The following is a 13674-nucleotide window of genomic DNA, read 5'->3' on the forward strand; positions in this document are numbered from 1 at the left end:
AAATGGGGAGGTCGTGTGGCGGTCAGTGGCCGACCGCGACGACGCCGTCGGCGGCCAGGGTGTCGATGGCGTCGTTCGGGTAGCCGAGCTCGCCGAGCAGTTCGGTGGTGTGCTGGCCGAGGTCGGGTGCGCCTGCCGTCGACAGCTTCGGGACGCTCTCGAGGTGCCAGGGCGCGCCGAGCGCGGTCGCGGACTCCCCGTCGGGGCGGCTGACCTCGATGAACAGTCCGGACGCTTCGGTGTCGGGGCTGCGCAGTGCCTCGGGGTAGGTGTTGATCCGGCCGGCGACGACACCGTTCGTGGTGAGCATGTCCATCGCTTCGTCGCTGGTCATCGTCGCGAACACCGCGTGCAGTTCGGCGAGCAGCGCGGGCCGGTTGGCGACCCGCGACGGGTTGTCGGCGAAGCGCGGGTCGTCGGCCAGTTCGGGCTTGCCCAGCAGTCGGCACAGTCGCCGGAAGTGGACCTCCGAGTACGCGGAGACCACGACGCTGCCGTCGCTGGTCGGCATGATGTCCGCCGCGGGCGCCACCGTGGGCTGGCCGTTACCCATGCGGGTCGGCTCCACTCCGGTCGTGAGGTACGCGCCCCAGTTCGGGGTCTGCAGGTGCAGCGCGACCTCGAGCAGCGAGACCTCGACGGTGTCGCCCTCGCCCGAGCGCAGTCGCCGGATGTACGCGGCGAGGATGGCCTGAGCACACACGTATCCCGTTGCGGCGTCGACGATCTGGGCGCCGATCTTCTGCGGTTCCCGATCCTTCTCTCCGGTCACCCACATCAGCCCGCTCTCGGCCTGGGCGGCGATGTCGAGGCCGGGGCGGTTGCGGGAGGGGCCGTGCAGTCCGAATCCGCTGACGGTGGCGTACACGAGGTGCGGGTGTGCGGCGCGCATGGCCTCCGCGCCCAGGCCCATCGAGTCCATGACGCCGGGGCGCAGGTTCTGCACGACGATGTCGGAGTCGGCGATCAGCCGGCGGGCGATCTCCTGGCCGCGAGGGTCTTTGAGGTCGATCGCGATGTCGCGCTTGCCTCGGTTGTAGTTCTGCACCATCGCCTCGCCGTGCGGGCCGATGCCGCGGGCGGATTCGCCGTGCACCGGCTCGACCTTGACCACGTCGGCACCGAGGTCGACGAGGATCTGCGTGGCGGCGGGAGCCGCGATGAACTGTCCGAAGTCGACGACGCGGACGCCGTCCAGGGGCTTGTCGATCATGGCTGTCCCGTTCTTGGCCGTGCCGTTCACGGTCATGGAGTGCGTGGGTGTCGGGTTCGCGGGCGCGGTGTTCATGCGGTGGCCTCGACCCGGCGGCGGATGAGGGCGATGTCGCGCTCCGGGTTGACCAGGAAGACCGCGACGATCGCGCCGACGATCATCAGGACACCGCTGGACTGGAAGCCGATCGCGTAGCCGGTGATCTTGTCGACCGACGATCCGACGGTGAATCCGAGGACGAGCGGAGCCACCATGCCGGAGATGCTCGCGATGGCCGAGAGCATGCCGAGGACCATGCCGCGCTTCTTCGCCTGGACGACGTCGGCGATCGCGGACAGCGCGACACCGAATGCCGCGGTGTTCATCGAGAACGCGAGGGCGATCAGGATCAGCTGCGGTGTGCCTTGGTCGAGCAGGGTGAACCCGGCCATCGAAAGCCCGCCACCGGCGACGAGTGCCGCGCTGAACCAGCCGCGGGCGACCTTGCGGGAGACGCCCCGGGAGACCAGCCTGCCGGAGATCCAGCCTGCGCCGATGGCGCCGACAGCGGCGAGTCCGTACGGCAGCATCATCAGCTGACCGGCGGTGGCGGTGTCGTAGCCGAGGCCTTCCTGGAGGTAGACGGGCAGCCAGGCGATCTTGAGTGTGGTCGACCAGTACGAGCTGAACATCAGGACCGCGATGCCGATGACGGTGCCGGTGCGCAGGATCGTCCTGTACGGCGCGTCGACGGTCTCGACGACGACGGTGGAGGCGGGCGCCGCATCACCGTCGCCGGAGTTGCGGCCGAGGATCAGCCAGGCCACCGCCCACAGGACACCCATCGCGATGAGGACGTAGAACGCGGCGTGCCAGTCCCACCGGAAGATGATCCAGGTGAGCGCGGGTGCGGCGAGCAGGGTGCCGATCGAGGCGCCCGCGGAGACGAATCCTCCTGCCATTGCCCGCTTCTCGGGTGGGAACCAGGAGTGCGCGGCGTGATTGGCGAGGGCGAAAGCGGGGCCCTCCGCGAATCCGAGAACCACGCGGCAGGCGATGAGGGCGCCGAAGCTGACGGTGCCGAGCAGCGGGATCATCGTCGCGACCCAGGTGAGCATCAGTCCGGCGAGCAGCCAGCGCAGGCTCACCCGCGAGGAGAGCCAGCCGAAGAACAGTGCGCCTGCCGCGAACAGCCAGAAGAAGCTGCTCTGCAGGAGGCCGAACTGCTCGGAGGACAGACCGAGGTCCTTCTGGATCTGGACGCCTGCGAACGCGATGACGGACTTGTCCGCGTGATTGATGAGCATGAAGGCGACGAGTAGTCCGACGATGATCCATGCGCGTCGCGACCGTGTCGGGTGCGACGCACGGACCGGCGCGGCGGTCGGTGCGGCTGTTTGTGTCATGGGGATCCCTTCGGTGGCGACGGGACACCGGCGAGCTGCTAGGGAGGCCCGGAGCGGGCGGATCCGGAAGCGGGAGCTGCGGTTGATCCGGCCAGCGCGGCGGTGTGATCGGGTACACACCATTCAAGGGCGCAGGGATAGATTGGGTCAAAGACGAAAAAAGTAGCGAAAATACTGCAATTGCCTATGAGTTCGTGGTCCCGGCGTTGTCCTGTCGCATGCGCCGGTCGGTCTCGTCGCGGGTCACTTTCGCGGCGTCGACCAAGGTCGCACCGCCCGCCATGCGCTCGGCGATGGACCGCGCGAACTCCTCGAAGGACTCACGCGCGCAGCTCAGGAACTCCGTCGACGCCTCGGTGATCCGTCCCGGCCGTCGGATGACGCCCATGCGGCGGGTCAGCCGCGGCGAGAGCTCGCGCACCACACCGCCACGCAGCATCGCGTCCAGTCCACTGCGCAGCGCGACGATCGACACGCCGCCGCCGGCCAGCACGATCGGCAGGACCGCACCGCGCTGACGCACCTCCACCGCGACCTCGGGCTCGATTCCGTGGGTGCGCAACGAGCGCTCGATGTAGTCGCGGGTCGCGGTGCCGCGCTCGCCCATCACGAACGGTGCCCCGGACAGCATCCCGATCGGCACGGGGTCCGGCCAGCGGGCCTCGGTGCCCGGCGGGCACACCAACACCAGCTGCTGGTCGATCAGTTCCTCGCCCACCAGGTCCTCGGTCGGGAGCGGGAGCGACAGGATGCCGAGTTCGCAGGCGCCCGAGCGCACCAGAGTCACGACGTCCGCGGTCTCGTCGCGTTCCTCGATGTGGAAGCGGATGTCCGGGTACAGCCGCCGGAACTTGGCGACCCACACCGACAGTGGATCCGACGACAGGTCCGAGAGCGAGGCGATGTCGATTCGGCCGCGCCGCATCGCGCCGACGTCGCGGACCGCGTTCTCGGCCGCGTGCACCTCCCGCAGGATCGACCGCGCCGGCCCGACGAGGGCCTCGCCCGCGGGGGAGAGCACCAGTCCGCGACCGACGCGATGGAACAGCTCGGTGCCGAGGTCCTTCTCGAGCTTGCGCACCGCCTGGGACAGTGACGGCTGCGCCACCCGCAGCTGCGCCGCTGCGCGGGTGACCCCGCCGTGATCGACCACGGCGAGGAAGTACTCCATCTGGCGCAGGTCCATGGTCCCGAATCTAGTTGCACCACCGTCGCGCGGTCGCGAGCCGCCTCAGTGCGGCACCGGGCATTCGCCGCCGTATCCGACCGGGAAGTGTTTGATCCCGTTCAACCAGCCCGACCGCAGTCGTTGCGGGTCTCCGAGCTTGGCGATGTCCGGCAGGCGGTCGGCGATCGCGCCGAAGATCAGGTCGATCTCCATCCGCGCGAGGTTCGCGCCCAGGCAGAAATGCGCCCCCGAACCGCCGAAGCCGAGGTGCGGATTCGGATCCCGGGTGATGTCGAAGACCGTCGGATTCTCGAACACCTCCTCGTCGAAGTTCGCCGACGCGTAGAACATCGCGAGACGGTCGCCCGCCCGGATCTGCTGTCCCCCGAGAATGGTGTCGGCGGTCGCGGTGCGCTGGAACGACGTCACGGGAGTCGCCCACCGTACGATCTCGTCGGCGGTCGTGGCGGGGCGCTCCCGCTTGAACAGCTCCCACTGATCGGGGTGGTCGAGGAAGGCGAGCATGCCGTGGGTGATCGCGTTGCGGGTGGTCTCGTTGCCCGCGACGGCGAGGAGCAGCACGAAGAAGCCGAACTCCTCGGGGGTCAGCGAGTCGCCGTCGACGTCGGCCTGGACGAGCGTGGTGACGATGTCGTCGGCGGGGCAGCGGCGCCGCTCGTCCGCCATGCCGTAGGCGTAGCCGATCAGCTGCGACACCGACTCCATCGGGTCGGCGTCGTACTCCGGGTCGTCGCCGCCGATCATCTCGTTGGACCAGTCGAACAGCTTGCGGCGATCCTCCTGCGGAACTCCGATCAGCTCCGCGATCGCCTGGAGGGGCAGTTCGGCGGCGATCTCGGTGACGAAATCGCCGCCGTCTCCTGCCGCCGCCGCAGTCGCGACGATGCGTTCGGCACGGTCGGACAGTGCCGCGCGAAGATTCTCGATCGCCCGCGGGGTGAACCCGCGCGCCACCAGTTTGCGCAGCTTCGTGTGTTCGGGCGCGTCCTTGTTGAGCATGATCAGCCGCTGCATCTCGAACGACTGCTCGTCGATGTCGTCGTCGAGTCGCACCAGCGCGCCGTTGCGCCAACTCGAGAACAGTCCGCTGTCGCGCGAGATCGCCCGCACGTCCTCGTGTCGCGTGACGACCCAGAATCCCTCGTCGTGGAACCCGCCGACGGTCGGCGGCTGCGGGTTCCACCACACCGGGCAGGTCCGGCGCAGTGCGGCGAGCGCGGCGTGGGGGACGCCGTCGGTGTAGGCGTCGGGATCGGTGAAGTCGTAGCCCGGCGGGAGGTTGACGGGCGGTGGCACGGTTTCGTTCGACATGGACTGCTGTCCCTTCGGATCGCACGCGAGTGCAAAGCTTCTGCCGTACTGTGAGGGTCATCACATCATCTGTGGTTGGAGGTTGCCATGTCCACCAGCGAAATGATGGAGCTGCAGCGCACGATCGGGCATCTTCGCCAATGCGTCGGCTCGCTCCGCAACACCTACGGTGACGCGGCGGCGGTGCAGCGGCTCGCGAACGACGTCGAACGCCTCGGGATCGACGCGGGCGACCTCGACGCGTCACCGCCCCGCCTGGCGCACCCCGTCACGGAGGCCGAACGGGTCCGCGTTCCGGAGGCTCCGTACGACCACACGCTGTGGCAGGGGGCCGACGACGAAGGCGTCGGCGGTCACCCGCACGAGCGGTGAGCGCGCCGGCGAGAACCGCCACCGGCGTCCGGACGCCCGGACGCGCGTCCCTCGCGGCGCGCACCCTGCGCACGGACCTGTGGTGGCGTCCGCCGCTCCTGACCGCGCTCGGCCTCGCGGTGTTCGTCGGCTACGCGACCGTCCGCTCCTTCGTCCGGACCGCCTACTGGGTCGACGAGTACCACTATCTGACGCCGTTCTACTCGCCCTGTGTCAGCGCGTCCTGCGCGCCCGGATCCACCCACTTCGGAGTCTGGATCGGCCAGCTGCCGATGTGGATTCCGCTCGCGTTCCTGTCGCTGCCGTTCCTGCTCGGATTCCGGCTCACCTGCTACTACTACCGCAAGGCCTACTACCGGTCGATCTGGATGGCGCCGCCCGCCTGTGCGGTCGCGGAACCACACAGCAGCTACACCGGTGAGACGCGGTTGCCGCTGATCGTGCAGAACGCGCACCGCTACTTCTTCTACGTCGCGCTGGTCGTCTCCACCATCAACACCTACGACGCGGTGCTCGCATTCCACGGATCCACAGGCGGATTCGGATTCGGGCTCGGCAACGTGATCATCACCGTCAACGTGATCCTGCTGTGGGCGTACACGGTGTCGTGCCACTCGTGCAGGCATGCCGTCGGTGGTCGGCTGAAGCACTTCTCCGCGCATCCCGTCCGGTACCGACTGTGGACGTGGGTGAGCCGCCTCAACACCCGGCACATGCAGTTGGCGTGGGTGACCCTCGCGACGCTGATGCTGACGGACTTCTACATCATGCTCGTCGCGAGCGGCACCATCTCCGACCTGCGCTTCGTGAACTGAGTTTCCTGGACAGAGAAGTTCTTGGTGGCACGAGGGAGGTTGTCGGTGGCGGGAGTGGAGCGGCACGACTACGACGTGGTCGTCATCGGCGCCGGAGGCGCGGGCCTGCGGGCCGTCATCGAAGCCAGGGAGCGGGGGCTGCGGGTCGCGGTGGTGTGCAAGTCGCTGTTCGGCAAGGCACACACGGTGATGGCCGAGGGCGGATGCGCCGCCGCGATGGGCAACGCCAACTCGAAGGACTCCTGGCAGGTGCACTTCCAGGACACCATGCGCGGTGGGAAGTTCCTGAACAGCTGGCGGATGGCCGAACTGCACGCCCGGGAGGCTCCGGACCGGGTGTGGGAATTGGAAACCTATGGCGCCCTGTTCGATCGCACCGCGGACGGGCGGATCGCGCAACGAAACTTCGGCGGCCACACGTACCCGCGACTCGCGCATGTCGGCGACCGCACCGGACTCGAACTGATCCGAACGATGCAGCAGAAGATCGTCTCGCTGCAGCAGGAGGACTTCGCCGCCACCGGCGACCACGAATCGCGGATCAGGGTGTTCGCCGAGTGCACGATCACCGAACTCGTGGTGCGTGACGGCGCGATCGCGGGGGCGTTCGGGTACTGGCGCGAGTCCGGCCGGTTCGTCCTGTTCACGGCACCCGCCGTAGTGCTCGCGACCGGCGGAATCGGCAAGTCCTACAAGGTGACGTCGAACTCCTGGGAGTACACGGGCGACGGTCACGCCCTCGCGCTGCGGGCCGGAGCGAAGCTCATCAACATGGAGTTCATCCAGTTCCACCCCACCGGAATGGTGTGGCCGCCGAGCGTGAAGGGAATCCTCGTCACCGAGGGTGTCCGCGGCGACGGCGGCGTCCTCAAGAACTCCGACGGCACCCGATTCATGTTCGACTACATCCCCACCGTGTTCAAGGGTCAGTACGCCGAAACCGAGGACGAGGCGGACCAGTGGCTCAAGGACAACGACAGCGCCCGACGCACCCCGGACCTGCTGCCGCGTGACGAGGTGGCGCGCGCGATCAACTCCGAGGTCAAGGGCGGTCGCGGCACCGAACACGGTGGCGTGTACCTCGACATCGCCTCCCGGATGCCTGCCGACGAGATCGTGCGGCGACTGCCGTCGATGCACCATCAGTTCCTCGAACTCGCGGATGTCGACATCACGAAGGAGCAGATGGAGGTCGGGCCGACCTGTCACTACGTGATGGGCGGCATCGAAGTGGACCCCGACACCGGATCATCCAGTGTGTTGGGACTTTTCGCGGCAGGGGAATGCTCCGGAGGCATGCACGGCTCCAACCGGCTCGGTGGCAACTCGCTGTCGGATCTGCTGGTGTTCGGGAGGAGAGCTGGATTGGGCGCGGCGACCTACGTCGAATCGCTCACCGAGCGGCCCGAGGTCACACCGGACGCGGTGGACGCCGCCGCGGCGATGGCACTCGCGCCCTTCGACCCACCGACGGCGGGGGAGTCGCCCGAGAATCCGTACACCCTGCACATGCGGTTGCAGCAGGTGATGCACGACCTGGTCGGCATCATCCGGACCGAATCCGAGATCCGCTCCGCCCTGGACGAACTCGAACAGATCCGAGCCCGCATCGAACACGTCACCGTCGAGGGGCACCGGCAGTTCAACCCCGGCTGGCACCTCGCGATCGACCTCCGCAACATGGTGCTCGTCAGCGAATGCGTCGCCAGGGCGGCCCTGATGCGCACCGAGAGCCGCGGAGGGCACACCCGGGACGACCATCCGGGTATGGAGTCGAGCTGGCGGGGCACACTGCTCGTCTGCGGTCTCGTCGGCGGCGCCGACGCGGGCGGCCGGGTTGTCCCCGACGTCGAGGTCACGTCGGAGCCGCAGCAGCCGATGCGTCCGGACCTGTTCGCGCTCTTCGACTTCGCCGAGGTGGCCAAGTACTACACAGATGCGGAGCTTGCAGAGCATCCAGGCAGAGCCGACGACGAAATTGCGGGACATCCGGGAAAGGCGGAGTGATGGGCTATCAGGCGGCCTTCCGGGTGTGGCGCGGCGACGCCGACGCCGGCGATCTGCAGGACTACACGGTCGAGGTCAACGAGGGTGAGGTCGTGCTCGACATCGTGCACCGACTGCAGGCGACCCAGGCCCCGGACCTCGCGGTGCGCTGGAACTGCAAGGCGGGCAAGTGCGGGTCCTGCTCGGCGGAGGTCAACGGCAGGCCCCGCCTGATGTGCATGACGAGGATGTCGACCTTCGCTGCCGACGAGGTCGTCACGATCACCCCGATGCGTGCGTTCCCGGTGATCCGCGACCTCGTGACCGACGTGTCCTACAACTACGCCAAGGCCCGCGAGATCCAGTCCTTCACGCCGCCGGCCGATCTCGCGCCGGGCGAGTACCGCATGGCGCAGGTCGACGTCGAGCGGTCGCAGGAATTCCGCAAGTGCATCGAGTGCTTCCTCTGCCAGAACACCTGCCATGTCGTGCGCGACCACGACGAGAACAAGGCGGCATTCGCAGGTCCGCGATTCCTGATGCGGATCGCGGAACTCGAGATGCACCCGCTCGACGTCGCGGACCGCCGCGACGTCGCGCAGACCGAGCACGGCCTCGGCTTCTGCAACATCACCAAGTGCTGCACGGAGGTGTGTCCCGAGGGGATTCACATCACCGACAACGCCCTGATTCCGATAAAGGAACGGGTCGTGGATCGGCGCTACGACCCCGTGGTCTGGCTGGGCAACAAGCTGTTCCGGCGCGGCGGCTCGTCGACCTGAAATCTCCCTCCGAAAAGCGGTACACACAGCGGCAGGCGGCCGTACTGTGAGCGCAGTCACACACTGGAGGTTGGGATGCGCACGAAGTCGCTGGTCGCGGGAGTTGTCAGTGCCGGATTTCTCGCGGCGAGCGTGTGGGGTGCATCCGCTGTCGTCAACGCGGGCATGACGGCCGGCCCCGGTGCGCCCGCACCCGTCTCGGCGCCAGCGGCCTTCGCCGCAACTCGCTGACAGGGCATCCGCGATGAGCCGGTGACCGGTTCGTCTCCACGCGGGCGGGTCGAGCGGGTGTCCAGCAGATGCGCGCCGGTCAACCAACCAGCAGAGCCCTGGCGTTGCGTATCTCGGGGATGCCGATCTTCTGCGATGCGAGGAGGAAGATCGGGACTCCGAGGACGGCCACTGCCGCAAGAGTTGCCGCCGCCGCCTGTCGTGGGTTGGCGAGAAGATGGTGCGACAGCCCGACCGCGATGACGCAGATCGCTCCGGTGACGATCGACGCCCACAGCACCCTCGAGAAGGTTCCCAGTACGTTGTGGAAGCCGAGCAGTCCGTAACGGCGACGCAGGGCCAGATGGCCAGTGAGGGCACCCACGATGTAGGACAGTGAACTCGCGACCGGCAGCATCACCACGATGGAACTGCCCGGAAGCGTAGCGACGGCGAGGGCGACGACTGCGATCTTCGTGGCCACCATGCCGGCGTTGATCAGTGTCGGTGTGCGCATGTCACCGCCTGCGTAGAAGACCCGCATCTGAAGCATCACCAACGCGAACGGCGGCAATCCGAACGCCGACAGCGCCAACGCGACACCGATGAGGCGGGCGGCGTCCACATCGATGCGACCCACGAACAGCACCGTGGTCAGCATCGGTCCGAGAAGGGCCATCGCGACCGCGGCAGGGACGAGAGCGACCACCGAGTACCGGGCTGCGCGGCCCATGTCGGCGACCAGCCCGTCACGGTTTCCGACAGCGACCGCATGGGAGATGCGGGGCATGAGCACGGTCAGCAGGGATACCCCGAGGATCCCGTACGGCACCTGGAACAGCAGGTCGGCATACGTGTAGGTCGAGACCCCGCCGTGGCTGAACACCACCTTGAGCACGACCGCGACGCCCACCTGGCTGATCGCGACGTACAGCAGCACCCAGCCGAGCAGTGTCGCGCCGACGCGGACCGGCCGCCACGTGTACGGCACCGGCCTCACCCGCCAACTCCACCGAAAGCCGGTACGCCGCAACGCCGCCACCGTCCAGATGGCCTGGATCACGATCCCGGTCGTGGTCCCGACGCCCAGGACGAGGACCTGGGCGGTGGTCATCGTCGACGGCAGCAACGTCACCGACCCCGGCACTGCCGCGAAGATCCCGACCGTCGCGAGCACGACCAGGTTGTTGACCACCGGCGCCCAGGCCGCGGGCGCATAGCTGTCACGTACGTTGAGCACGGCGGTCACCGTCGCGGCGATCGCGTAGAAGAAGATCTCCGGCAACAGCAGGTATGCCAGGACGGTCGCCAGTTGTGACTGCTCCGCATCCGACACCAGCGCCGAGACGAGGATCGGGGCACACGCCACCGCCAGCGCCGTGACTGCCGCTGCCGCGAGAACCGTCGCGAGCAGCAGGCGCTGCGTGAAAACCCGCGAATAGGTTCGCCCGCGGAGCCGAGCGCGTGCCAGTGCTGGAACGAAGACGCTGCTCATCACGCCACCGAGGAGCAGTTCGTACACCATGTTCGGCATGCTGTTCGCGCCGTTGTAGGCGTCGCCGACCGCCGCTGTGCCCAGCACCGCCGCCAGGGCGAGTGTGCGCACGAGTCCTGTCGCACGACTGGCCGCGGTCGCCACGGCGACGGCACCGGTAGCGCGCGCAAATGTGCTCCGAGAATCCCCCACTCGACCATGGTGCCCCATCACCGGGGAGCAGAGCGCTGCCGCCGCCTGCCCAGCGGCCTACATGCCGAACCTCGTGGCGCCGATCTCGGGTTTGTCCGGATCCGGACTCGCGGGCGTTGCTCTATCCGGTGCTCGCGCAGGTGGCCGCACCCGCCGCGACGACGTGTCCGGTGTCGTAGGTGTGGCAGCGCTCGTCACGGACGCAACCTGCGCAGCGCCCACAACGACGGCACGAACAGCAGGGCCGACAGCGCCAGGGCCAGTGCGGCTTCGGTTACCTGGAAGCGGCGCAGCAGGCTCACCGGGTGGTACCTGATCTCGAAGTGGTCGGCGCCCTGTGCGCGCAGGCACGCGGTGTACCTGGCCTCCTGCTGGGTCTCGAGGGAGTTGCGACGAGTCTCGTACTCGGCGAACGTCTCGTCGGGCTGCTGCTGCCAGTCCTCCTCGTAGACGGTCTCGCAGCGGTTGTAGTCGATCGGTACCGCGTTGCCGTCGGTGTCGACGTAGTTCGAGTCGAGCTGCCAGGACCTCGGATCGTCAGCCGCGTCGTACGACCTGAGTAGCTGTCCGTCGGAGTACGCGGCGGCCCCGCTCGACCAGCCGAGCGGCTGCGCATGGACGGTGGCGGCGGTGTAGTGCGGTCGGGCGCCGAACTGGAACCCGACGAGGAGCACCGACATCGCGATCAGTGTCACCACCATCGCGCCGATCGTGTTGCGCAGCAGCAGTGCCACACCGCTGCCGAGGATCAGGGCGAGAAGCGTGTAGGCGCCCGCAACCATGCCGGTGGACTGGAACAGCGGAAAGCTCAGCGGTGAGTAGAAGGAGTAGCTGCCGCCCGCAATGTACGCGTGGCGTGGCCCGGCGACGGTCGACCGCGTCCAGTCGAGGACGCACCCGAAAAGCACCACGGCGACGGTGACGGGAACGAACACCACCAGCACCCGCGTCCAGTACCAGCGGGCTCGGCTCACGGACTGGGACAGCCCCAGCACGTGGGTGCCGCGTTCGATGTCGCGGGAGAACACCGTGACGCCGACGAGTAGTCCGAGTAGGACCGGCAGCAGTACCGTGACCAGCGTGACGAGGGTCAGGGTCGACTCTGCCCAGCACTGCGCCGAGCCGCCGCCGGGAACGCATCCGAAGAAGGTGCCGTACGGCGCCGGACTGTCGGATCTCCGCACGACCAGTCCGGCGAGGAAGGCTGTCACAGTGAGCAGTGCAACGGAGCCGAGCGCGACGAGGATCGTCGCCCGGTGCTGGCGCCAGGTTGCCCAGATCACGCTGCCTCCTCGTCCGTGCCGGCCAGGTAGGCGAGCACGATGTCGTCCAGGTTCGGCGGCTCCACCCGCCAGCCGTCGCTCGGTGTCGGGTGCGGGCCGCGCACCAGGTGGGTGTGCCGGTGGGTGTCGACGATCGTGCCGTCTCCGATCGCCGTCGCCGGATCGGACGACCCGGTCAGCAGATAGTGCTCACCGAGCAGGTCGTCGAGTGATCCGGTCAGGCGGGTGCGGCCGGAGCCCAGGATCACCAACTGGTCCGCGATCTCGGACACCTCCGAGAGCACGTGCGAGGACAGCACGATGGTGGTGCCGTGTTCGGCGACGTCCGCCAGCAGGGTGCGGACGACGGATCGTCGTGCGAGCGGGTCGAGTTCGGCCAACGGTTCGTCGAGCAGCAGCAGGTCGGGGCGGCGGCCCAGCGCCAGCGCGAGTGCGACTCGCGTGCGGTGGCCGGGAGACAGCGTCTTCACCCGGGCGGACGGCGAGATCTGGGCGTCGGTCACCAATGCGGTCGCATAGTCGTCGTCCCAGCGGGTGTTCGTCTTCCGGCCGAACTCCAGGGTGTCAGCGACGGAGAATCCGCGATAGAGCGGTTTGTGTTGGGCGACGTAGGACAGGCCGGGCACGATGCCGTTCCGGCCGGGTTGGTGTCCGAGCACTGTCACCTCGCCGGCGTCGGGCTCGAGCAGTCCGACGACGATCGACATGAGGGTGGACTTGCCCGCCCCGTTGGCGCCGACGAGGGCGGTGATGCTGCCGCGCTGGACGTCGAACGAGCAGCCCCGCAGTGCCTGGGTACGTCGGAACTTTTTGTGCAGGTCGCGCACGGTCAGTGCGCTGACGGTTTCACTCACGCGAAATCTCCTGTGTCCTCACCGAATTCGGAATCCAATGCTGCCGCGACCAGTGCCTCGAGATCAGACCGGTCCAGCCCCGCGGCGGCGGCCGCCCTGGCCCATTCGGTCACCTCGGCCTGCAGGGCGCGTCGTTCCGCCATGCCGGGCTTGCTGAGCGATCGGGTCACGAAGGTGCCGAGGCCCGGTCGAGCCTGAACCAGCCCGTCGTTCTCCAGCTCCCGGTACGCCTTGAGGACCGTGTTCGGGTTGACGGTGACTGCCTCGACGACTTCCTTCGCGGTGGGCAGCCGGTCGCCCGGATTCAGGTCGCCGAGCCGCAACGCCTGCTTGACCTGCAGGACCAGCTGGACGTATGCGGGGATGCCGGACCGACGGTTGATGTGGAACTCCACCATCGAATCTCCATTTCACTACTGCATTAGTGGAATAGATAATGTCGATGAAGCGGGCGGTCGTCAACACGACACGCGCCGCCCAGGTTCAGGTCGTCAGGGGATGTCGGGGTGCAGTCGGGGACACCTGGCGCGGCGGCGGAGAGCCCGTGCGACTGCGTGCCCATCGCGTCGCCACAACCGAGGCTTCAG

General features: G+C 68.0%; 13 protein-coding genes. 5 read left to right on the forward strand and 8 right to left on the reverse strand.

The features are described from left to right. Positions 1 to 22: 22 nt before the first annotated feature. The 4 genes from FFS72_RS07565 to FFS72_RS07580 form a co-directional block, all read right to left on the reverse strand. Entirely contained in the window at positions 23 to 1288 is a 1266-nt protein-coding gene (locus FFS72_RS07565; RefSeq protein ID WP_249353176.1) for a CaiB/BaiF CoA transferase family protein, read from the reverse strand. Beyond that, entirely contained in the window at positions 1285 to 2598 is a 1314-nt protein-coding gene (locus tag FFS72_RS07570; RefSeq protein ID WP_137873360.1) for an MFS transporter, read from the reverse strand. Before FFS72_RS07570 ends, FFS72_RS07565 begins: the two co-directional genes overlap by 4 nt. A gap of 184 nt (positions 2599 to 2782) precedes the next feature. After that, entirely contained in the window at positions 2783 to 3784 is a 1002-nt protein-coding gene (locus tag FFS72_RS07575; RefSeq protein WP_171018592.1) for a LysR family transcriptional regulator, read from the reverse strand. Positions 3785 to 3829: 45 nt separating this feature from the next. Next, on the reverse strand, positions 3830 to 5098 hold the full coding sequence (locus FFS72_RS07580) for a cytochrome P450 (protein WP_171018593.1): 1269 nt from the start codon (positions 5096 to 5098) through the stop codon (positions 3830 to 3832). Between the two features lie 87 nt (positions 5099 to 5185). Between FFS72_RS07580 and FFS72_RS07585 the strand changes: the two genes are divergently transcribed. From FFS72_RS07585 to FFS72_RS26375, 5 genes are all read left to right on the forward strand, one after another. Continuing rightward, positions 5186 to 5470, forward strand: a complete 285-nt coding sequence (locus FFS72_RS07585) for an Rv0250c family protein (protein WP_050065070.1) — start codon at positions 5186 to 5188, stop codon at positions 5468 to 5470. Beyond that, positions 5467 to 6285 (forward strand): succinate dehydrogenase subunit SdhC, encoded by an 819-nt coding sequence (gene sdhC / locus FFS72_RS07590; RefSeq protein ID WP_137873361.1) that lies wholly within the window; start codon positions 5467 to 5469, stop codon positions 6283 to 6285. Before FFS72_RS07585 ends, sdhC begins: the two co-directional genes overlap by 4 nt. A 45-nt stretch (positions 6286 to 6330) precedes the next feature. Further along, positions 6331 to 8292 carry a fumarate reductase/succinate dehydrogenase flavoprotein subunit gene (locus tag FFS72_RS07595; protein ID WP_137873362.1) on the forward strand — a complete coding sequence of 654 codons (1962 nt, stop codon included), beginning with the start codon at positions 6331 to 6333 and terminating at the stop codon, positions 8290 to 8292. Next, positions 8292 to 9053 (forward strand): succinate dehydrogenase/fumarate reductase iron-sulfur subunit, encoded by a 762-nt coding sequence (locus FFS72_RS07600; RefSeq protein WP_137873363.1) that lies wholly within the window; start codon positions 8292 to 8294, stop codon positions 9051 to 9053. Before FFS72_RS07595 ends, FFS72_RS07600 begins: the two co-directional genes overlap by 1 nt. Before the next feature lie 75 nt (positions 9054 to 9128). Beyond that, positions 9129 to 9284, forward strand: coding sequence for a hypothetical protein (locus FFS72_RS26375; RefSeq protein ID WP_171018594.1), 156 nt, complete (start codon positions 9129 to 9131; stop codon positions 9282 to 9284). A 79-nt stretch (positions 9285 to 9363) separates the two neighbouring features. Here FFS72_RS26375 and murJ read toward each other — a convergent pair whose 3' ends face one another. The 4 genes from murJ to FFS72_RS07620 all read right to left on the reverse strand — a co-directional run bounded on the left by murJ (position 9364) and on the right by FFS72_RS07620 (position 13485). Continuing rightward, the gene (murJ, locus tag FFS72_RS07605) at positions 9364 to 10869 is read right to left on the reverse strand and encodes a murein biosynthesis integral membrane protein MurJ (RefSeq protein ID WP_249353177.1); all 1506 of its coding nucleotides are present in this window, start codon (positions 10867 to 10869) and stop codon (positions 9364 to 9366) included. Between the two features lie 275 nt (positions 10870 to 11144). Further along, the gene (locus FFS72_RS07610) at positions 11145 to 12233 is read right to left on the reverse strand and encodes an ABC-2 membrane transporter-related protein (RefSeq protein ID WP_137873365.1); all 1089 of its coding nucleotides are present in this window, start codon (positions 12231 to 12233) and stop codon (positions 11145 to 11147) included. Further along, positions 12230 to 13087 (reverse strand): ATP-binding cassette domain-containing protein, encoded by an 858-nt coding sequence (locus FFS72_RS07615; protein ID WP_137873366.1) that lies wholly within the window; start codon positions 13085 to 13087, stop codon positions 12230 to 12232. The genes FFS72_RS07610 and FFS72_RS07615 overlap by 4 nt, the downstream gene beginning before the upstream one ends. Continuing rightward, on the reverse strand, positions 13084 to 13485 hold the full coding sequence (locus tag FFS72_RS07620) for a GntR family transcriptional regulator (protein WP_137873367.1): 402 nt from the start codon (positions 13483 to 13485) through the stop codon (positions 13084 to 13086). The genes FFS72_RS07615 and FFS72_RS07620 overlap by 4 nt, the downstream gene beginning before the upstream one ends. Positions 13486 to 13674: the final 189 nt, after the last annotated feature.

Origin of the sequence: Rhodococcus sp. Q (assembly GCF_005503035.1) — a bacterium.
In the GTDB taxonomy this organism is placed as follows: Bacteria; Actinomycetota; Actinomycetes; order Mycobacteriales; family Mycobacteriaceae; genus Rhodococcus_G.